Origin of the sequence: Mycoplasmopsis columboralis (assembly GCF_900660675.1) — a bacterium.
Classification (GTDB): Bacteria; Bacillota_I; Bacilli_A; order Mycoplasmatales; family Metamycoplasmataceae; genus Mycoplasmopsis; species Mycoplasmopsis columboralis.
The window spans coordinates 220928-241690 of sequence record NZ_LR215039.1; the positions used below are offsets into that span (position 1 = coordinate 220928).

The 20763-nt window shown below is 30.9% G+C and carries 14 protein-coding genes, 3 tRNA genes and 1 rRNA gene; 2 read left to right on the top strand and 16 right to left on the bottom strand.

Annotated elements, in window-relative coordinates; translation table 4 throughout:
* Positions 1-125 precede the first annotated feature (125 nt).
* A 16S ribosomal RNA gene (locus tag EXC45_RS00840) occupies positions 126-1631 on the bottom strand.
* A gap of 236 nt (positions 1632-1867) precedes the next feature.
* On the opposite strand from EXC45_RS00840, the gene EXC45_RS00845 reads away from it, so the two are divergent.
* Positions 1868-1952 (top strand) — tRNA-Leu (locus tag EXC45_RS00845).
* Between the two features lie 58 nt (positions 1953-2010).
* Positions 2011-2877 carry an MAGa3780 family membrane protein gene (locus EXC45_RS00850; protein WP_036434595.1) on the top strand — a complete coding sequence of 289 codons (867 nt, stop codon included), beginning with the start codon at positions 2011-2013 and terminating at the stop codon, positions 2875-2877.
* A gap of 23 nt (positions 2878-2900) precedes the next feature.
* On the opposite strand, the gene EXC45_RS00855 is transcribed toward EXC45_RS00850, so the two are convergent.
* The 15 genes from EXC45_RS00855 to mutM form a co-directional block, all read right to left on the bottom strand.
* On the bottom strand, positions 2901-6263 hold the full coding sequence (locus tag EXC45_RS00855) for a phosphatidylinositol-specific phospholipase C domain-containing protein (RefSeq protein WP_036434597.1): 3363 nt from the start codon (positions 6261-6263) through the stop codon (positions 2901-2903).
* A gap of 151 nt (positions 6264-6414) precedes the next feature.
* Positions 6415-6491 (bottom strand) — tRNA-Arg (locus EXC45_RS00860).
* A gap of 4 nt (positions 6492-6495) precedes the next feature.
* Positions 6496-6570, bottom strand: a tRNA-Cys gene (locus EXC45_RS00865).
* Between the two features lie 101 nt (positions 6571-6671).
* Positions 6672-9050: a hypothetical protein gene (locus tag EXC45_RS00870; protein ID WP_129693744.1), complete on the bottom strand. Its 2379-nt coding sequence runs from the start codon at positions 9048-9050 to the stop codon at positions 6672-6674.
* Positions 9051-9181: 131 nt separating this feature from the next.
* Positions 9182-10219, bottom strand: coding sequence for a ZIP family metal transporter (locus tag EXC45_RS00875; RefSeq protein WP_036434601.1), 1038 nt, complete (start codon positions 10217-10219; stop codon positions 9182-9184).
* Complete coding sequence (locus EXC45_RS00880; RefSeq protein WP_036434603.1) at positions 10219-10953, bottom strand: YebC/PmpR family DNA-binding transcriptional regulator; 735 nt, start codon at positions 10951-10953, stop codon at positions 10219-10221. The genes EXC45_RS00875 and EXC45_RS00880 overlap by 1 nt, the downstream gene beginning before the upstream one ends.
* Before the next feature lie 10 nt (positions 10954-10963).
* Positions 10964-11755, bottom strand: a complete 792-nt coding sequence (nadE, locus tag EXC45_RS00885) for an NAD(+) synthase (RefSeq protein ID WP_036434605.1) — start codon at positions 11753-11755, stop codon at positions 10964-10966.
* A 92-nt stretch (positions 11756-11847) separates the two neighbouring features.
* The gene (gene lon / locus EXC45_RS00890; protein WP_051616965.1) at positions 11848-14562 is read right to left on the bottom strand and encodes an endopeptidase La; all 2715 of its coding nucleotides are present in this window, start codon (positions 14560-14562) and stop codon (positions 11848-11850) included.
* Positions 14563-14574: 12 nt separating this feature from the next.
* Positions 14575-16908, bottom strand: a complete 2334-nt coding sequence (locus EXC45_RS00895) for a class I tRNA ligase family protein (protein ID WP_036434607.1) — start codon at positions 16906-16908, stop codon at positions 14575-14577.
* A 15-nt stretch (positions 16909-16923) separates the two neighbouring features.
* Complete coding sequence (locus EXC45_RS00900; protein WP_036434609.1) at positions 16924-17760, bottom strand: MPN527 family putative ECF transporter permease subunit; 837 nt, start codon at positions 17758-17760, stop codon at positions 16924-16926.
* Positions 17760-18386, bottom strand: a complete 627-nt coding sequence (upp, locus tag EXC45_RS00905) for a uracil phosphoribosyltransferase (protein ID WP_036434610.1) — start codon at positions 18384-18386, stop codon at positions 17760-17762. Before upp ends, EXC45_RS00900 begins: the two co-directional genes overlap by 1 nt.
* Positions 18387-18505: 119 nt before the next feature.
* Complete coding sequence (locus tag EXC45_RS00910; protein ID WP_051616966.1) at positions 18506-18928, bottom strand: MscL family protein; 423 nt, start codon at positions 18926-18928, stop codon at positions 18506-18508.
* An 8-nt stretch (positions 18929-18936) separates the two neighbouring features.
* Complete coding sequence (locus EXC45_RS00915; protein ID WP_036434612.1) at positions 18937-19260, bottom strand: Smr/MutS family protein; 324 nt, start codon at positions 19258-19260, stop codon at positions 18937-18939.
* Positions 19260-19814: a cysteine hydrolase family protein gene (locus EXC45_RS00920; RefSeq protein ID WP_036434614.1), complete on the bottom strand. Its 555-nt coding sequence runs from the start codon at positions 19812-19814 to the stop codon at positions 19260-19262. Before EXC45_RS00920 ends, EXC45_RS00915 begins: the two co-directional genes overlap by 1 nt.
* Positions 19804-20664, bottom strand: coding sequence for a bifunctional DNA-formamidopyrimidine glycosylase/DNA-(apurinic or apyrimidinic site) lyase (gene mutM, locus EXC45_RS00925; RefSeq protein ID WP_036434616.1), 861 nt, complete (start codon positions 20662-20664; stop codon positions 19804-19806). Before mutM ends, EXC45_RS00920 begins: the two co-directional genes overlap by 11 nt.
* Positions 20665-20763 lie beyond the last annotated feature (99 nt).

Genomic DNA, 20763 nt, shown 5'->3' on the forward strand with positions numbered 1-20763 from the left:
AATGAGAGAAAATTCTCTCAAAACTAGATATATCATTGGACTACTTCAATGTACATGACCAAATGTTAATAATAGTCTTAAGGTAAAAGTTAGTTAATTAATTAACTAATAATTGTACTCCGTAGAAAGGAGGTGATCCATCCCCACGTTCTCGTAGGGATACCTTGTTACGACTTAACCCCAGTCACCAGTCCTGCCTTAGGCGGTTGTTTCCGTAGTTAACAAAACCGACTTCGGGCATTACCAGCTCCCGTGGTTTGACGGGCGGTGTGTACAAGACCCGAGAACGTATTCACCGTAGCGTAGCTGATCTACGATTACTAGCGATTCCGACTTCATGAAGTCGAGTTGCAGACTTCAATCCGAACTGAGAACGGTTTTTTGAGATTTGCTCCACGTCGCCGTATTGCTTCTCTTTGTACCGTCCATTGTAGCACGTGTGTTGCCCCACTCGTAAGAGGCATGATGATTTGACGTCATCCCCACCTTCCTCCCAGTTACCTGGGCAGTCTCCTTAGATCATCTAACTAAGGACAAGGGTTGCGCTCGTTGCAGGACTTAACCGAACATCTCACGACACGAGCTGACGACAACCATGCACCATCTGTCATTCCGTTAACCTCCACTATATCTCTATAGCTTTGCGGAAGATGTCAAGAGTGGGTAAGGTTCTACGCGTATCTTCAAATTAAACCACATGCTCCACCGCTTGTGCGGATCCCCGTCAATTCCTTTAAGTTTCACTCTTGCGAGCATACTACTCAGGCGGATGATTTAATGCGTTAGCTGCGCCGATGGTGTCCATCAGCTAATCATCATCGTTTACGGCGTGGACTACCAGGGTATCTAATCCTGTTTGCTCCCCACGCTTTCGTCTCTCAGTGTCAGTGTATTCCCAGTTAATTGCCTTCGCCATGTTGGTGTTCTTCCTTATATCTACGCATTCCACCGCTTCACAAGGAATTCAATTAACCTCTAAATAACTCTAGTTTGCCAGTATCCAACGCGATTTGGGGTTGAGCCCCAAGTTTTGACGCCAGACTTAACAAACAACCTACAGACGCTTTACGCCCAATAATTCCGGATAACGCTTGCAACCTATGTATTACCGCGGCTGCTGGCACATAGTTAGCCGTTGCTTTCTGACAAGGTACCGTCAAGGCAATAGCATTTCCTCTACTGCTTTTTCTTCCCTTATAACAGCAGTTTACAACCCGAAGGCCGTCATCCTGCACGCTGTGTCGCTCCATCAAGCTTTCGCTCATTGTGGAAAATTCCCTACTGCTGCCTCCCGTAGGAGTCTGGGCCGTATCTCAGTCCCAGTGTGGCGGTTCAGTCTCTCAACCCCGCTAAACATCATCGCCTTGGTAGGCCATTACCCTACCAACTAGCTAATGTTCCGCACCCCGATCCTCTAGTGAAGCAAACGCTCCTTTTATATTATCAACATGTGTTAATAATAAGTATCCGGCATTAGCGCTAATTTCTCAGCGTTATTCCAATCTAGAGGGCACGTTAAGTACGTGTTACTCACCCATTCGCCGCTAAGTTCTAAAAGAACTCCGCTCGACATGCATGTATTAGGCACACAGCCAGCGTTCATCCTGAGCCAGGATCAAACTCTCGAAAAAATTGACTGTCATGTATTTTGTATATATCTAGTTTTCAAAGAACTTTAGTGCATATTTGCATTAACTATTATACATACTTACAAAAAATTCAAAAAGATTTTTTTATTTTTATTTAATAAAATCATTTAAATATTGTTAGCATGATTATAAAGTCTGAACTAATTATATTATGAATAAGAAATTTCAAAAATTAATTTTTTTCATTTTGTTTTTAGGTATAATTATTTAGCAATTAGGCCCGAGTGGTGAAATTGGCAGACACGCTAGACTAAGGATCTAGTGGAGCAATCCGTGCAGGTTCAAATCCTGTCTTGGGCACCATATCATTTATTTGATCATTTAAAAACGCTAATGCGTTTTTTTTATATAATTAGCACAAATGCACAAAAGTATCAGCGCAATTTTACGAAAATATTACAAATTTAGCTTATTAGATTGAACCACATATATTATTGGGGTTCTTTTAATTATTAACGCTGCTACTTTAACGGTTCTAGAATGGTATTACAAATCATTAGAAGAAGTTGAAATTTACAAAGAATTACAATACTTACTTGATGCATATAAAGGTACCTTCACTGATGAAGTTAAAAATTTAATTTACCCTAATGCTACTCAAAGTTTTTGAGGAGGCTCAACATATTGATTTACTTTCATGACCAACGTGTATTTAGCCATTACTTTAGCGGTGTTTCCATTTCATAAACAATCTAAAAAAGCTCAAGTAATGTTTTTTGCTGCTATTGTGTACATCACTATTACTTTTTCAATGTATTGACTATCAATTGCTCTTGATCCAAATGAATTTACCAAATTAAGTTTATTTGCCAAAATTAAATCAATTATTTTTCATGCAGTAACCCCTTTTATTGCAATGGTGCTAATTACTCTAACTCGTAAACATTTAAGAATTGATAATGTTAATATTTGAGCCTTAATTATTTTTCCTTTCTTTTATTATTTATTTACTTTAACCATTTACTTTATTGGTTATAAATACAAACAAAACTTTGGTGGAAGTGAAATTGATCGTGGAATTGTTATTTATGTTCCGGTATCATTTTACCAACCTCTAGGTTACCAAGGACAAAGCGTCTATTTAATTGTTATTTTCAATATTATTTTATTTTTAATGGCAGTGTTAACTGCTCCTATTATTGGATTTATTTATCGAAGAGTTTTAAGAATTCGAAAAACAGGTCAAAAATCACTTCCTAAATTAGTTTATCGTCGTTTAATAAAATAACAGCACTTAAAAATAAGGTGCTGTTATTTTGATCTTTTCATATAAATGATAATTATTACAATAAGAGGAATAATTAACAATAAAGTCAGTAATCATAAATATTTTAAATTGCTTTGAGCAGGCTCAACCTTTTCTAAAGGATTAGTTGAGTTTTCTTGAGAATCATCATTTTGATTTGATATTGGTTTGGTTTCTTCAACTATAGGTTGAGTTGATGGGTTTTGTTCTAAAGATTCATTTGATGAATTATTTGTTTGTGAACTATCAGTATTGCTATTTGTGTTGTTTGTTTCTTTAGGATTGTCAGCTTTATTTTGATCTAATTGAGGGTCTTTTGGACTTGAAATAGGAGTGTTCTTGGTAATGATAATTGGTTGTTCTTGTTTATTTTCATTTTCGTTTTTATCTGAATTGTCAACTGTAGAATCTTGGGCATCTGCATTTTTGACGTTTTTGGTATCTTCTGAATTACTATTTGAAGAATTATTATTATCATTATTTACATCATTTTCATCACTTGTAACAGGATCAGAATCTTGTTTTGGTAAATCAGACTCATTTTCATTTTGGTCTAAAGAAGTATCCTTTGACTGTGATACTTCTTCATTAGATGAACCTATTTGATTTGAAATATCGTTGTTGTCTTTGGTGTTAGTTTGATTTTCGCTTACTGAATTATCATCTTGTGTTTCTTTGTTTAATCCGCTGATGATAATTTCATCACTAAAATCAGTTGAATCAATTTTATACCTTGATAAAACACCTAAATTTGAAGAAATTTTAAATTTATAAGTTAAAGTTCCTTTGGTATTGTCTAAGTTAATAATATCTAATAAATCATCCCTAACAATAACTTGTTCTTCGGCAAAAAAATCATTTAACATTAATAATAAGTCGCTTTTTGAAACTTCAGATGGTAACTTATTTTTATCCTCAAGTTCAATTTCGCTGCTATCAAATATACGCATTATAAAATTTATTCTTTGTAATTCAGTTCTAAAACCTGATAATAAATTTGTATATGCTTTACTTGAGACAATATCCTTATTTAAAGCTGCTAATTTAAACGAAATTGACAAACGACCTCTTACATCATTAATTTCAGTGATTTGACCAAATTCTAAATCTACAACTTTTGCGTTAAGTTCTTCAAAAACTAACTCACTTGTATCATTATGTGTACGAACCTTTGAAGTATATAATTGATTGTTTCAAGTAATTTGAACTTGTAACTTAGTTAAGTCTAAATTAACTTTATCTAAAAATAATTGATAAGTATTTGCATTTTTATAACTTACTGAGGTGATTGAATCTATATAATCATTTAGTCGATCTTGACTTTGTTTATCTTGAGCAATTTTTTCATCTCTTAGAACACTTAATGATTCAATAATTGAATTTAAAGAATTTACTGTTTGAGTTACTTGGTTTTTGATTGTCTCAATTGTTACAACAACTGATGTTTTACCTAAATTCAAAAATAATTCTTTTAATGATTCAATCAAATTCTTTAATTGAGTTTGCGGTTGTTCGTAATTAACTTGTAATTGATCTAATTGCAATTGTGAAACTTTATTTGCAAAACGTTCTACGAAATTATAAGTATTTAAAGATAAATAATTAAGATATTCTAGTTTGTTACTTTGAGCATCAAAGTAATTTTGCAGGTTTTCAAACGCGTTTGAATTATATGGTTGTTGCAATAAAGTATTTAATTGATTTATTGAATCAGCTTTAAATAAATTAGTTGTAACTTCACTAGTAAGATTGCTAAAAACTGCTTCAGTATTAGTTTTAAATGCTGATAAATTACTTAAAAAACTTTTATAAGAACGCTGAAAAGCGTTAAGCAAATTACTCTTATTAGTTACATCAATTAAAGTTGTGTCATACCAAGTATTGATTTGTTGATTTCTTGGTACGTTTCAATAACGCTGAGCTTGTTGTTTTAAATCCTCATATCAACGTTTTACTAAAGTATCCATTGAATTATTTGATTGATATAAAGGAAGTTGAGAATCAATTAAATCAATTAAGCGTTGGTGTTTTTGATCAATTAATGCATTTCTTTGCACTGTGGAAACACTTTGAAGTTCATTATATTTGCGAGATTCTTTGAAATAAAAGTTTGTTGGAGTGTTTTTATAAAATTTAAAAGTAAGTTCATCAGATAAGGTAAAGTAATTGTTTAAATCTACCCTCAAAGAATCAGAAGTAATAACTTTAGTTTCGACTAAAGAATCGTTTTTATACACTTCAACCGTAAAATCTTTCATTGGTTGACTAAGTGTTAAATAATTAGTAAAATCTTGAACATTTACTTGGGGAGCTTGAGTTTTTCACTCTCCTAAGATTCCTCTTCTTAAAGATTTATTTGTGTAATAAAAGTTTTGTCTAACAATGTTTAAAACAATTGAATCTCCTGCATAATCTAGAGGCACAATCCCAAAATGATGTCAAACATTTTGGTTATCTCTCATTAAAGTTAAAATTCTTGGATTAACTTCTTTTGCTGCACTTCAAGGTTGTGAACCTCCATGAGCAAGTGATGTGAAATTAATAAAAATGCTATCGTTGTTTGCGTTTTGTTCAGCAAAATTATTAGCCACATCAGTAATGCTATTTTGCATTAATTCTCAATATCTAATTTTTTCATTAGGCGGGTTGTCATACTGATCTTGTCAAACTAAATTATTTCTCCCATTTACAAAAATTCCATATTTTTGATCACTAAAAATTTTGTGGTGTCAATGATTTATAATGAAGATTTTCCCCCTAAGTTCATTTAGTGTAGGATTTGCACGAGAAGAATTTAAAGTGTTTCTTCACAAAATTGAAGAATGTTTTTCAAGCATTGTTCTCAACTTATTAGCTATTACTTGATTTTGTTGAGTATTATTTACATCTATATTTTCATCCTTCATTCTAATAACAATTGTTTCTGATGGATGTTGAGCAAAAAAGGTCTTTGCTTTTTCAAAAAACTGTTCCAAACGCAAATTTGAATATGCTGCTCCATGAACTAAATGCAAATCTGAATTGGCTCTTAAATCAAAGAAACGCATTCCTTGCTTAAATTGAGTCTCAATATCTAAATGTTGTGTTTTGGCTCAAGCTTGACCAAAAACTCATGAAATTCCAGTTCCTGAAAACATAGCGCTATCATGAGTTCCTGGAATACTTAATTCCGAAAGTCTTTTGTTGCCATCAACATCTTCCATTCAATTATTTAATCTTAAGTTAGTTACTCCTGTATCGCTATAAGCTTTGTCAGTATCATAGTAATAAACCGCTTGTGCTACAATGGCACTACTAGCAAAAATTGCACTACCAGCAGATAGAGCTCCTATTAACAAAAACTTACGTGATAACTTCTTTTTAGACATATTAAAATATTATAAAATATTTTCATTTTTCAAAAAATATTTTATATTAAATTAATTATTTTAAAGAACTGTAAAATGTGAAAATTAAGTTATTTTAAATAAAAAAAGAAATAAAAAAGCAACTATTGTTGCATTTGGTCACTATGTGATATGGCGCGCCCGGCAGGAGTCGAACCCGCAACCTTTAGGGCCGTAACCTAACACTCTGTCCAGTTGAGCTACGGGCGCATCATGGAGGCACCAACGGGACTCGAACCCGTAATCAGAGTTTTGCAGACTCGTGCCTTGGCCGTTTGGCTATGGTGCCGAATAGCCAATTTATTGATTGCTAGATTATTATACCAAAAAATAATATTCTTGAATATAAAAAACAAAAAATCACCCTGAGGTGATTAAATATAAATTTTATTAGTTTGTTGAAGCTGCAGGAGCTGGAGTTTCTGTTGAACTTGATTCACTATTTGCGGTTTCTGCTGCAGGAGCTGGAGCAGGACTTGGTGTAGTTGTTTCTGAATTTTCAGTTGTTGCAGAAGGTTCGGCTGTAGCTTCACTTGAATTTGAAGAAGATTCTGTTGATGTATCTGTTGCGTTTACATCATTTGTTTTTGATTTGTATGCTTTAACTGCATCAGCATATGATTTATATAATTCATGTCATCTAGTTTTCATAGATTCTGAGTAGAATCAAATTCTGTCAATTGCGGTTTTAAGAGTAATTAAAGTATCATATCCTAAGTTATCTGCAGGATTAAGTTCAGTTTTAATAGCTGGACCAACAATATTTACATAAGCTCTTGCTAATTCATCTTGAGCTTCTTGCTGTTCTTCTACATTAATATCTTTGTTTTTATAAAGAGCTAAAAGAGCATATCTTACAGCACTTGCATCTTTAAGAGCTGCTTGAACTGCGGGATCATTAATATCTGCATTATCAGCAACTAAGTCAAGGAAGTCGTCTTGTTCATCTTCAAACGCTTTTTTGTTGTTAATTACAATTTGTTTTCTTGCATTTTGTTCAGCATCTCTAAGATCTTTAATAGCTGCATCATATTTTTCTTTAGTTTTATCGTATCCAGTTTCTGCGTTATCAAAGTTTGTGTCAAAAGCCATTAATTTATCCAAGTTGTCTGCTGCTTTAAGTTCAGTTAATAACTCTTGAGATTTTTTGTATAAATCTTTAACATCATTAAGATCTTTTGCAAGTCTTTCGGCATTATATGGATCGACAGTAAAGTGTTTTCCGTATTGTTCATTTAATTTTGCTGCATTTTCTTCACCGTTTACATCACCTGTGTAAGGCATTAATTTTTTAACTTTGTCAGTAATTGTTTGAAGTTTTAACAATGTTGCTTCAAATGTTTTGTAAAGCGCATCAAATCTGTCTAAGTTTGTAATAATTAAGAATGTATTTGTTTTTTCAGCATTTGCTTGAGTTTCGTAGTAACCAAACTCTGAAACCGTTGCGTAAAGATCATATTTAGCACCTTGGTTTTCAGAAATAGATGTAACAAGTTGATCGTAGTAAACATCTAATTTTAATTTATCTTTTGCAAGGGCTTCCATTCCAAGGTTTTTAAATAAATCATTGTATCTATATGATTTATATTTACTAATTCTTTCTTGAACTAATGGTTTTAAAGTTTCAGTTGTTTTTTTGTTTTCGTATGAAGCTGAAAGTCTATTAATGTTGTAATCGAAGTTTAAATCGTATACTTTTGTAAGAATCGCGTTGTACGCATCTACTTTTGTTTTTAATTCTGATAGATCTGCAGCATTGTACTCTTCAACTGTTTTAGCATTTACATATGAAGCTTTTGATGAAATATATCCGTGAAACTCAGAAACAACTTGCATGTCAGCATTTTCTTGTTCTAATGTATATTTATCATTTCTTGCGTTTTCAGCATTGTAAACACCAGCAATAAGTTGTCTAAGTGAATTAACTTGTTTTGAACCATCTGAATCTTTTGAAACTAAAGCTACATAACGTTTAAGAAGTAACATATCTGCACGTTTTGCTGCATCTAAAGCTGTATATTCTTGATCAAATGCTACTTGTTTTTTAACTTCGTTGTATTGATTTGCTGATCTAACAAGATCCATAACGATTGATTTTTGTGCTTCTTCACTAGCTGAAACTTTTGCATATTCAGCATCTGCTGATGTTTTAATTTCATTAGCTTTATTTGATAATCCTGTTAATGATGCGACTTCATTTTTTAAAGCTTCCACTTTAGTTTTAACCGCAGTAAGATCATCAGAAACAAGTAATGAAGTAGCAGCTGAATCAAATTCTGTAAGTCCTGAAAGAGCTTTTAAAGCTTCATTAGCTTTCATTTCTTTTTCAACAAATGCATCAAATCCGTAGAAGTTGTATTGTTCTTGAACTTGAACTTCCATGTTTTCGTCTTGAGTAGCAAGATAATTCATGAATTGAAGTAATACATTAACGTTTGAAAGATATTTGTTTTTATCTTCAGCTTCAGAAAGTTTGTCTACTAATGCATTTAATTGTGTTACTTCAGTTGAATCAGAAGCGGTGAATTTTTTAGCAAAAGCAACAAGTTTTTTGAATCTGTTTACTGTTTGTCTTTGTGCATCAGTTAAATTGTTTAATACAACATCATCATGTTCATCAGCAGTTGCTTTAACAGTGGTTGTTGCACTAACTGTTGTAGTATTTGATGAAGATTTAGTTTCTTCTTTTGCAGTATTACATGCAGCAGCCATTAAAGGTAAAGCACCTAATGAAAGTGATACTACAAAAAGTTTCTTATTGAATTTCATAATGAATCTCCTATTTATTGATTTATATGTTTAAAATTATAGCATTATTTTTAAATAATTTCCGCGATAAATTTAATAAAAAAACCACTAAAAATGAAGTATTTTTTAGTGGTTCAAAGTGAAAAAATGTTTTATCTATGAGTGTGTATTGAGAGTAAAATAACTGCAAAAATCACTCCTAAAAACAACATAACAATTACTGAAAATCAGCGGTTTTTATCCATGTTGTGGTGATAAAATTCTGGGAAAAATTCAACCAGTGAGGTAAATAAGAAAATACCACCAATAAATGCATAAATAAAGGATCTAAGTTCTCAAATTCCGCTAATAAAATCACCAGCAAAGGCACCAATAAGCATAAATGGCAAGAATAAAAACAATCCTAAAAGCGATATAAATAGCGAGCTTCATTTTGAAAATCCGCTATCTCTAAGCCGATAATAAAAAACAATTTCTTCTGGAATTAGGTGCAAAATTAAACTAAGTAAAAACACAAAAGAAAGTGAATTGGTTTGATTATTTAGCATTAAATTAATGTTGTATCCTAAAAGCAAACCTTCAGGAATACGATGAGTGAGCAGCAAAATCAAAGCAATTACTTTTAATTTGGCTTCCACTTTGTCAGTTAAAGTTTTTTCAATTACAACAGCATTATCTTGGGAGTTAAAAATGTGATCAGGGTGCTCATGAGTGTGTTTATGACCACTTTCATCTGAATGTTCATGCACAAAAACTCTTAGTTTTTTGTTTCCCATTAATTTTTTATTAATTTGATATGAAATAACGTACTTAATAAAGAAAGCCGATAAAATCCCAAAAATAACTCCACCACCAACAAGTAAGATGTTATAAGCGTATACATACAACTCACGATGTTGTCAATTAAAAGGAATTGCTAAAGCATTTGAAGAAGTAGATGATATTTCAAGTGACTCTCGCATGAATCCAAAAGTGGACATGACAATAAAAAATCCAGTGGTAAAAGCATATAAATATACTTTTGATCGGTTGCTTAATTTATTTTTAAGCAAAGGAAAAAATACCGATATCACCACTGGAATCAGTAATAAAATCAGTAAGAAAATCAAAACAATTATGAATTTAGCTGCGCCAGAATTACCTGTTAAAATTCATAAATTGGTATAAAGTTGATTTAAAAATTCATTCATTATTCGTTAACTTCTATGTTGTGATATACATCTTGCACATCATCATCTTCTTTAAGTTTGTCAACAAATTCTAAAAGTTTTTGTTGTTTTTCTGCATCATATTCAACATACATATTTGGTAAATATGTTACTTCACATTGAATAAAATCATTAATTGAAAGATTTTCTTCTAAAGCGTTTTTAAGAGCACTAAAGTCTTCTGGAAGTGAAGTAATAACATATGAAGATTCTTCAGTTTCAATGTTATCTGCACCATTTTCAAGAGCAATCATCATTAAAGTATCTTCATCTACTAAAGCTTTATCAATTTCAATAATCCCTTTTTTATCAAAAGCAAAAGGTACTTGTCCGGTTTTTCCTAAAGTAGCATTTTGCTTGTTAAAGTATGATTGAATATTTGATTTAACTCTGTTTAAATTATCTGATAAAGTTACAACAATAAAAGTAGCTCCTCCTGAAACAGTAGCATTAAACACAGTTTCCACAAATGATGAAGCTCCTTTATCTCCACGAGCTTTAGCAATTGCTCTTTCAATGTTATCTTTAGGCATGTTTTTACTTCTAGCTTTTGAAATAGCAAGTTTTAATGCTGGGTTTTTATCTGGATCAGCTCCTCCAGCTCCTGAAGCTGCAACAAAAATTTCCTTTGAAAGTTTTTGGAAAATCTTTCCTCTTGCTGCATCTTGTGCGTTTTTACGGTGTGCAATATTTGCTGAGTGTGAATGTCCGGCCATAATATTTCTCCTATTTTACATTTACTGGGGTATAAATACGATCTCTTTTGTGTTGAGAGTTTTTATGTAATTGCTCAATTTTAGCAATTACTTTATCACTTAATACTTCTTTGAGTTTTTTAGGTTCATTTAAGTGATTTAAATAAAAATCAAGCTGTGCATATGAAAATCCAAGCTCTTGCTCATCAGTTTGTCCTTCTCAAAGACCTGCTGAAGGATCTTTTTTAATAATGCTTTCAGGCACTCCAACAAGCGAAGCTAAATAAGCTACTTCCCCTTTGGTTAATTTAGAAATAGGGAGTAAATCAGCTCCTCCATCTCCGAATTTAGTGAAGTATCCAACAAAAACTTCATCCGCATTATCAGTTCCAAGCACAAGTGAATTATTTTCTTGAGCTATTGCATATAATGTAGTCATTCTCAAACGTGGTTTTATATTTGCCACAGCTAAAGGATTGCTTACTTGCAATTCTTGAGTAATGCTTTCAAAAGTTTTGGTTAAATCTTTAACCATAAATTTTGAATTGGTAGCTATTTCAAGTTCTTTGATGTGATTTAAGTCACTTTGAGTCATTTTAATTACTGGCATGACCACACCAATGGCTTTAGCGCCAAAAACACGTTTTGCAATAGCAAAAACCAACGATGAATCTATTCCACTACTAATTCCAACAACAACTCCTTGCGCATGAGCTTTGGCGACTTTGTTTTTGAGAAATCGCTCAATTGTTGCTAGATATTTTAAAGCTGTTTCTTTATTGTAAATTGCTTTGTTATTTTGATACGAAGTTATTTTGCTCATAATTTTCCTATATACATATTAATTTTTATTTATTTTATCACAAAATAATTATATTACTAATAAGTAATATATACATTAACAAAAAATGCAGATTATTCTGCATCTTCTAAAGTTACGATCTCTTTTTTAGGTTTTTTACCTTCAAAAAGAACTTCGTAAATGTCATCATAAGTCTCTACAGGAATATATACTAACTTACTTTTAATTTCATTTGGAACTTTAAGTAAGTTTCTTTGATTATCAGCTGGAATAAATACGTACTTGATTTTTTGTTGGTAAGCTGCAAATGATTTTTCTCTAAGACCACCAATTTCAAGAACTCTTCCCCTTAGTGTAATTTCACCAGTCATTGCGTATTTTGTAGATACTGGATGGTTTTTAATTGCTGATAAAATCGCGGTTGTAAAGGTAACTCCAGCAGAAGGTCCATCTTTTGGAGTAGCTCCTTCAGGAACGTGAATGTGTAATACTTTATCCTCAAAGTTGAAATCTTCAATCCCAAAACGTTTTGCATTTGCTCTAACATATGAAAGTGAGATCACGGCTGATTCTTGCATTACTTCTTTGAGTGAACCGGTTAATTTTAATTCACCTTTACCTGGGAAAATATTAACTTCAATTTGTAATGAAGACCCTCCATATGAAGTGTAAGCAAGTCCATTAACAACACCAGCTCCATATTCAGGTTCTGGTTTTTCAGTATTGAAAATAATTGGACCTAAAAACTCATCAAGAACAGCAGGAGTAATTTCAAATTCAGTAATTTTTTGATCAAACTCACTTAATTTACTAATTTTACGGGCTATTTTATCCAAAACTTTTTTAAGTCCACGCACTCCACTTTCACGAGTGTAATGTTTGATAATGTATTCAAGCATTTCATCAGATACTTTAAACAAGTTTTCATTAATGTATGATTGTTCAATTACTTTAGCAAGTAAGTGCTTACGAGCAATTTGCATTTTTTCACTTAATGTATAAGCAGGAACATCAATTAATTCAACACGGTCTAATAAAGCCTCAGGAATTCCTTCATAATAGTTGGCTGTTGCAATAAAAATAACTTTTGAAAGATCATATTCATGTTCAAGATAGTGATCTTGGAATTTTGTATTTTGCTCAGGATCTAACACTTCAAGCATTGCACTAGCTGGATCTCCTTTAATGGCATCAGAAGACATTTTATCAATTTCATCAAGCAAAATAATTGGGTTAGATACTTTAGCTTTTTGAATGGCTTTAATAATTTTTCCAGGCATAGCTCCAACGTAAGTTTTTCTATGTCCACGAATTTCAGCTTCATCACGTACTCCCCCTAAAGAAACTTTTACCATTTTACGCCCTAGCGCCTCAGCAATAGCTTTAGTTAGAGAGGTTTTTCCAGTTCCTGGAGGACCAATTAAAGTTAAAATTGGTACATTGTTAAATGATTGCAATTCATTTTGATTGTCTTTAAACAAAGTTAAGTCAATTTCAGTGTTTTTATCAACTGAGATTTTCTTTTTATCTTTATCAGCTGTCATACGTTTTGCTTTTATTAAAACAGCAATATGTTCAATGATTCTGTCTTTAACTTCTTTAAGTCCGTAGTGATATTTATCTAAAGTTTTTTGAACTTTTTCAATGTCAAGTTTTTCTTTTTGAGTGATTCTTCAAGGAAGTTTTTTCATTAACTCAATATAAGTTTTAGTGATATTAACTTCTGGAGAAGTAATCATCATTTCTGAGATACGATTAGTTTCTTTTTCGATTGATTTTTGAATTCAAATCGGATATCTTTTTGACATTTTTGGATTTTTAAGAAGTTCTTGATATTCATCAAGATCTTCATCTTTAGATACCATTTCTTTAAGAGTTTTATATCTCTCTCTAAGCATGTAATCATCTTGTTGTTCATTAAGTTTAGTTGCAATTTTACGATTGATTCTATGCTCAATTGACGCAATATAAAGAACAGATTGTTGAACCATTTTTAAAAATTCTATAAATGAATCTCAATGGTATTCGTATAAAAATTTGTACTTTACAATATCAGCTGCAACTAACTTACTCAAGAAACTTAAAATGGTAAATTCAGTATCAAAACTTTTCTTAGGTTCGCCATCGCTTAAATAAGCTGGGTAATCATTCATAAACTGTAATACTGATTTTACAGTTGTTGGAGTGTCTAAAGAATGTTGAAATCTTTGGAACAAATTACTTGTAAAATCTCCTTTACCAGAAGGATATTTGTCTAACAATTCTTTAAAATATTCTCTAAAGTTTTCTTTTTTGAAGTCTTTTGCATGGCTTTCAAAATCAGCATAAATAACTGCTTCTCAATCAATTTTTCCACTTACTTGATTTTTTAAAATTACTTCTTCAGAGTTATCTTGATCTAATTTAATTAACGAAGTAGCTGATTTAATTTTGTCCACTTCAAAAGGAGCTAAAACTTTATATACTAAAGAACGTTTATCTCCATATTTTAAAACCTCAATTAATTTAGCATAAATTCCGTTTTTATATAAATCTAATCCAGTGTCTTCATCCCGGCCTAATTGCAATTCACGCATACTTTCATTAGCATCTGGATAACTTTCAAAATTCCCTGCCCGATATAAAATAACAAATCCTGCTGATAAATCATGCTCATGGTTTTCATTTGATTTAGTAATTAAATTTAGTCGTGCAGCATTAGCAGGTTCTTGTTTAAGATCGATAGTAAAAGTATGGATTGCTCCAGGATAAGCTACATTATCCATATCTGTTGTTAGATATAAGGCTTTATGCATATCGATTTCGTAAATGTCTTGTTTTTTTGTCATTAGTCTCCCCTTTTATTTAATAACAAAATTAATTAATTTGTTAGGAACAAAAATTTCTTTAATTATTGTTGTGTTAGTCAATCACTTTTGAGCTGCTTCTTTGGCTAAAGTCAACACTTGTTCTTTATTTAAAGTTTTATCAACACTAATTTCGCAACGTACTTTTCCATTAACGGTAACTGCATATGTGATTTGAGATAATTCTAAAGCTTCCTCATCTATTTTAAAGTCATATAAGTTTTTTAAATTAAAGAACTTTTCAGATAATTCTCAAGCAAAATGCGGAATAAATGGTTCCAAAATGTGTAAAAGAACATAAAACATTTCAGTAATTAAAATCTCATTATTGACTTTATCATATTCGTTTAAAGTTTCCATAGTTCATGAAATTAAAGTATTAAAAGCATATTCATTTTCTCTTTTTAAGAAAATTTCCGCTTCTTTTTTTAGCCCTCAATAAAGTTTATAACGAGCGCTTTTTTCTTGAGGACTTAATTGAGCGTGGTTGATATTTTTAAAATCACTTTGTGGATTAACTTCAAATGAACGTTCTCATAATCGTTTAATAAATTTATATGCTCCAGAAACTCCTGAATCACTTCATTCTAGCTCTTTGGCTGGTGGGGCTGCAAACAAAATAAACAATCTTGTAGTATCAGCACCATATTTCGCAATCATTTCAGAAGGTTCAACAGTGTTACCTTTTGATTTAGACATTTTAGCCCCATCTTTAAGAACCATCCCTTGAGTGAGTAAATTTGCAAATGGTTCTCTAAAAGGTACTAAATCTAAATCAGCAAGAGCTTTAGTGAAAAATCTCGCATAAAGAAGGTGCAAAATGGCGTGTTCAATACCTCCAATATATTCGTCAACTTGATTTCAGTATTGTAATTTTGACTTATCAAAAAGAAGAGCATCTCTTAAATTAGATGGAGTTGAATATCTTAAAAAGTATCAACTAGATTCAAAGAATGTATCTAAAGTATCAGTTTCTCTGCGCGCAGGACCACCACATTTATGACAAGTAATATTAATTCACTCTTGTGCTTGATCAAGTGGATTTCCTTGACCGGTAAATACAACATTATCGGGTAATTTCAACGGTAAATTATCAATATCAGCTGGAATTGTTTGACAATTTTGACAATGAATAAGTGGAACTGGTGTTCCTCAATATCTTTGACGCGAAATTCCTCAGTCTCTAAGATTATATTTAACTTCTTTGGTGAAATTATCAGCACTTAACTGAGCTTGCGAAGTTTTTGAAGCTACAATATTATTTACTTGCATAAATGTTGCGTGAGTTTTATTTTCAGAGCTTGCAAATTGAATATTTTTGGTTAAATTAATACTTGCAAAATCTGTTAAGTATAAATCTAAAGTCACACTAGTATTTTTAATAGTTGCTTGATAAGGCAATTTTAAAGCCAGTTTATCTCCAAATACTTTATTGCTTAAGTTAGAAGCAATTTTATCAACCACTTGCATTTGTTGTTGATTTAAAACTTTGGCTTCTAGAAGTTCTTTAACAAGAGGATGAGAGTTTCCAAGTGCTAAAAAATCAGCGTTGGCAATTAAATTAAAATTACTTTCAAAAACATTTAATTCCAAAGTTTCATTGGTTAATAAATTTTTTATAATTAAAGGAATTTTAAATTCATTACTTTTACCAATTCAATTATTTTGCATTGATAAAACTTGCGAAGGTCAGTGATTTTCTAGAGTTTTTAAATCAGCAACCAACTCATCAGCATAGGCAGTAATTTTTAAATAGTAAGTATCCATCTCTTTTTGAATAATTAAATTATCACAACGTCAACATTTACCATCAATAACTTGCTCATTAGCTAAAACAGTATTATCTTTTTCACAAAAATTTAATGAGCTTTTTTGTTTGTAAATTAATCCTTTTTCTCAAAGTTTAATAAATAAGAATTGTTCTCATTTAGTGTAACTTTCATCAGCTGTAATTAATTCGTGATCTCAAGCTACCGAAATTCCAAGTTTTTTAATTTCAGTATCCATAGCCGCAATGTTTTCGTAGGTTCATTTTTTTGGATGCACTTGATGTTTTATAGCTGCGTTTTCAGCTGGTAATCCAAAAGCATCTCATCCAAAAGGATGAAAAACATTGTACCCTTTACGACGATAAAAACGAGCAATTGCATCTCCAATTGAGTAATTTCTTACATGACCCATATGAATTTTCCCACTTGGATATGGGAACATACTTAAAATATATTTTTTGGGCAAATCAAAATTATCAAGTGGTTCAAAACTTTTGTGGGTCTCTCAATAGGTTTGTCATTTTTGATCTATTTGTAAAAAATCATATTCTTTGTTCATATAGGCTCCTTAAAATTAATAAAAAATATTGTGTTTTTTCTTGATATTGGTAATAAAATGTGTTTTTCAATCTGTCATTCAAATTAGAGAAATAACTACTAAGTTTAGCAATAAATTCAATAAGTTGAAAACAAAGTAAAGCACATACGATCCAGCATAATAATTATCAATATTAAAGAAAATAACTTTAAAGTTTTTATAAGCATCAATGACGCTTTCAAATGAAAAAGGTATTTTCAATAAGAGTTTAAAATAAAGTAAATTAACAAAAAAAGTATTTAAAGTTGATAAAAGAAAAATGGTAATTATCAAAGTACTAGCAACTGAAAATAAGTAAATAATTCATTGTCTTTTTAACAAATGCTTAGAACACTGTGGAGTGCCAAATCTGTTTTTGGTAAATCTAAAAATGTATTTGAAACTATAAATTTGTATAAACACAAAAATCAAATGCATCATTAGTAAGTTAAATTGTCCCAAATAGCGGATATCAAAACTTTCTGATGAAGGAATAAATAAAGGCGAAATTAAAAAATTAATAAAGATAATTCCAAGTCCATATTTTCAACCCACTAAATAAAAACCAAATAATATCGGAATAAGTGAAAAATTAAATTGTAAAAAACTAAAAACTGTTGGAGTAAATTTGCTAAAAGCACTAAAAAGCAATGCTAAAGCTAAAACTAAACCTGAAGTGGCTATTTTGGAAATGTCACGATAATCATTAACGCCATATTTAATGTAGTTATTTGGTGAGTAATCTTTTAAGGTTGAAGTATTAGATTTTAAAAAATGTCCGCTAATGTTTTTATCAATGCAACAATGCGATTTTCGTTTTGTTTTCTTCCTCATTACTTAGTTCCAAATATTCTATCACCAGCATCTCCAAGTCCTGGTTGAATATATCCTTTTTCATTTAATTTTTCATCTAAAGCTGCCAGGTAAATTTTAAATTCACTTCCAAAATGTTGCTCAACGTTTTTTACCCCTTGTTCCACTCCAACTAAGCAAACTAATTCAATATCAGTAAAACCGTGTTTAAATAAAGTTGAAATAGCATCTACTGCTGAATTACCAGTTGCTAGCATTGGATCAACAACAATAATTTTAGAATCTTTGCTTACTTCAGGCATTTTGTAAAAATATTCTACTGGTTGCAAGGTTTCTTCGTTTCGGTAAATTCCAATATGTCCAACTCTTGCTTGAGGCATAAGTTGAATCAATCCATCAACCATTCCCAATCCGGCTCTTAAAATAGGAACAATAATAATTTCTTTATCAAAATCTTTTCCAACAAAAGTTTCATTTAAAGGAGTAATAATAGTTTTGTCTTTAGTTTGATATTCACGCATAATTTCGTACACCATCAATGAAGCTATTTCATTGAGATTGTTTTTAAAACCTAAATGATCAGTGTGCACTGAACGCATTTTAGTTAATTTGATGTCTATTAAAGGGTGTGAAAGTACTTTTAACATTATGCTCCTTTTTAGTAATTTATTTTTAATAAATTATACTTTTAAAAAATAAAAAAACGAATAGTTTTTAAGAGAGTTATTCGTTGATTTTTTGGACAAAAAAAAGACCAAATTAGGTCTTATTTTTTTGACATTTTTGAGTTAAGTGCTTTAAGCTCTTCTAAGATTAATTGTTCTGTAGTAAGAGCTGGTGCAACCACTTCTTCTTTAACTGGGTTTTTAGCTAATTTTCTTTGTTCTCTGTATCTAACAATTAAGAAGTATCCAACTAAGAATACAAATACAAAGAATGTAACAATTACAAAGTAAATTAAAACACCAATAAATCTTCCGTATTTGATTGCTCCGTAAGCAAGACCATCTAAATCTTGTTTTCCTACAACATTAGCAATAGCACCCATTAAAATGTCATTTGCAAAAGATGAAACAACAGCTCCAAAAACGGTACCTAAAATGAAAGCTACCGCTAACATTACTATGTTACCTTTTTTAAGTTGTCCTTTCGCATCCTTTACAGCTAGTGTAAATAAATTCTTTTTCATAGACTTGATTATATACTATCTTTAAATTTTTCAAAAATTTCTTCTATATTTTTTTGATCATCAGAATTTGAATAATTTTCTTCACCAAAATAAATATTATCTTCTTGAATATAAGCTAATATTGCTCCATTTTTATTAACATATTCTCAATCGATAAAATTTTGATCAAGTAAATAGGTAGTATTTGTTTTTAGTGTTTGAGTTCCTTTTCCTGTAATAAACAAAACAGTATCAACTTTATAAGTTTTTAATTCTTCAATTAGAAATAAAATTTTACTTTGAGCACTTTCTCAAGTAAGACCATGTAAATCTATTTGTATATTTTTAGACATTAAATAATTTTAATTCCTGCTTGTTGCATTACTTTTAAAGCAAAATCATGAAATTCTTTAGCATTGTGGTTTGGACTATCGAAAGTAGCAACCAATGAAGAATCAACAACAATATCTTTATTCATAGAAATTTTATTAAAGTATGTTCTCATTGATAAGGCTAATTGAAGTACGCATATATCTGTACAGCAACCCATCAATTCAAATTGATCATATTTTTCAAAAATGTGTGAATTATTTTTTGAATCTCTTTTTTGAAGTAATTCCCAAAAAGCATTAGTGGTATTTTTGTAATACAAATTATCTGAATTTACAAATTCTTGCAATTCTTCAACAATTTCAGCTTCTTGCGAATTAATTGCACAATGAAGGGGATAAATTTGCATTTCTAAATCTTCTTCTGAATGTGCATCGGCAATAAAAATCACATCATCTCCTCTTGAAAGTTTTTTGTAAATTCCTGGGATGATTTTATTGACATTTTCGCTTGCTAAAGGACCGAATTTAGCAAATCCATTAAGCATATCAATAACAATAATTAACTTATTTTTCATATGGATCCTTTTGACATACCGGACAATAACTTGTTCCTCTTCCGTTTGGTTTAAAATCTAGTTTTACTTTTTTGATTTCGGATTTTTTGCATTTTAAGCAAACTTTTTTGGCTTGTCCATAAACTTTAAGTTCATTTTGAAAAGTTCCAACCACTCCATTAACTGCCTTATATGAGTGAACCGAACTGCCTCCCCGCACAATACTTGCGTCCATAATTTCTTGGGCGGCTTGTAAAATTTCTTTAAGTTTGTTTTTAGAAATGTCTTTAGCTTTAGTCATTGGAAAAACATTACAATGATAAAGCGATTCATCAGCATAAATATTTCCAATCCCTAAAATAAGCGATTGATCAAGCAAAATGGTTTTAATTGACTTATTTGATTTTTGCAATTTCGCATAAAGTTCATCAACGTTAACAAATGCTGGAAGTTGAGCTAAATTTTTAAGTTCATGAACGCTTTTATCTTTAAGAGAAGCATCAATGATTTCAAAACTTCCAAATTTACGAGTATCGTTATAAGCCAAAACAATATTATCACTTAAGTAAAAATATAAATAATCATGCTTATAATGATAATTTTCAAGCACTTTAGGATCACGTAAATAGTATTTTCCTTCCATTCTTAAATGTGATAGCATACGTTTATTATTGCTAAGATTAAATACTAAAAATTTTCCAGTATTGGAAATATCTTCGATTGTTTCTCCTTTAAGAAAGCTAACAAACTCATCAAGTGAGGCGTTTTTAATAAACTTTGGGTCCCAAATTTTTAAATCTAAAATCTTCTTACCCTTAACTTCTGTTTGGAGGGTTTTTCTTACAACTGTAACTTCTGGATATTCTGGCATAGTTTTTTAATTATATTAATTTATAGTTGTTTTGTTGTGAATTTCGTTATTTTATTTAAAATAATAATAATTAAAAGCAGTTTGCAAGAATGCAAACTG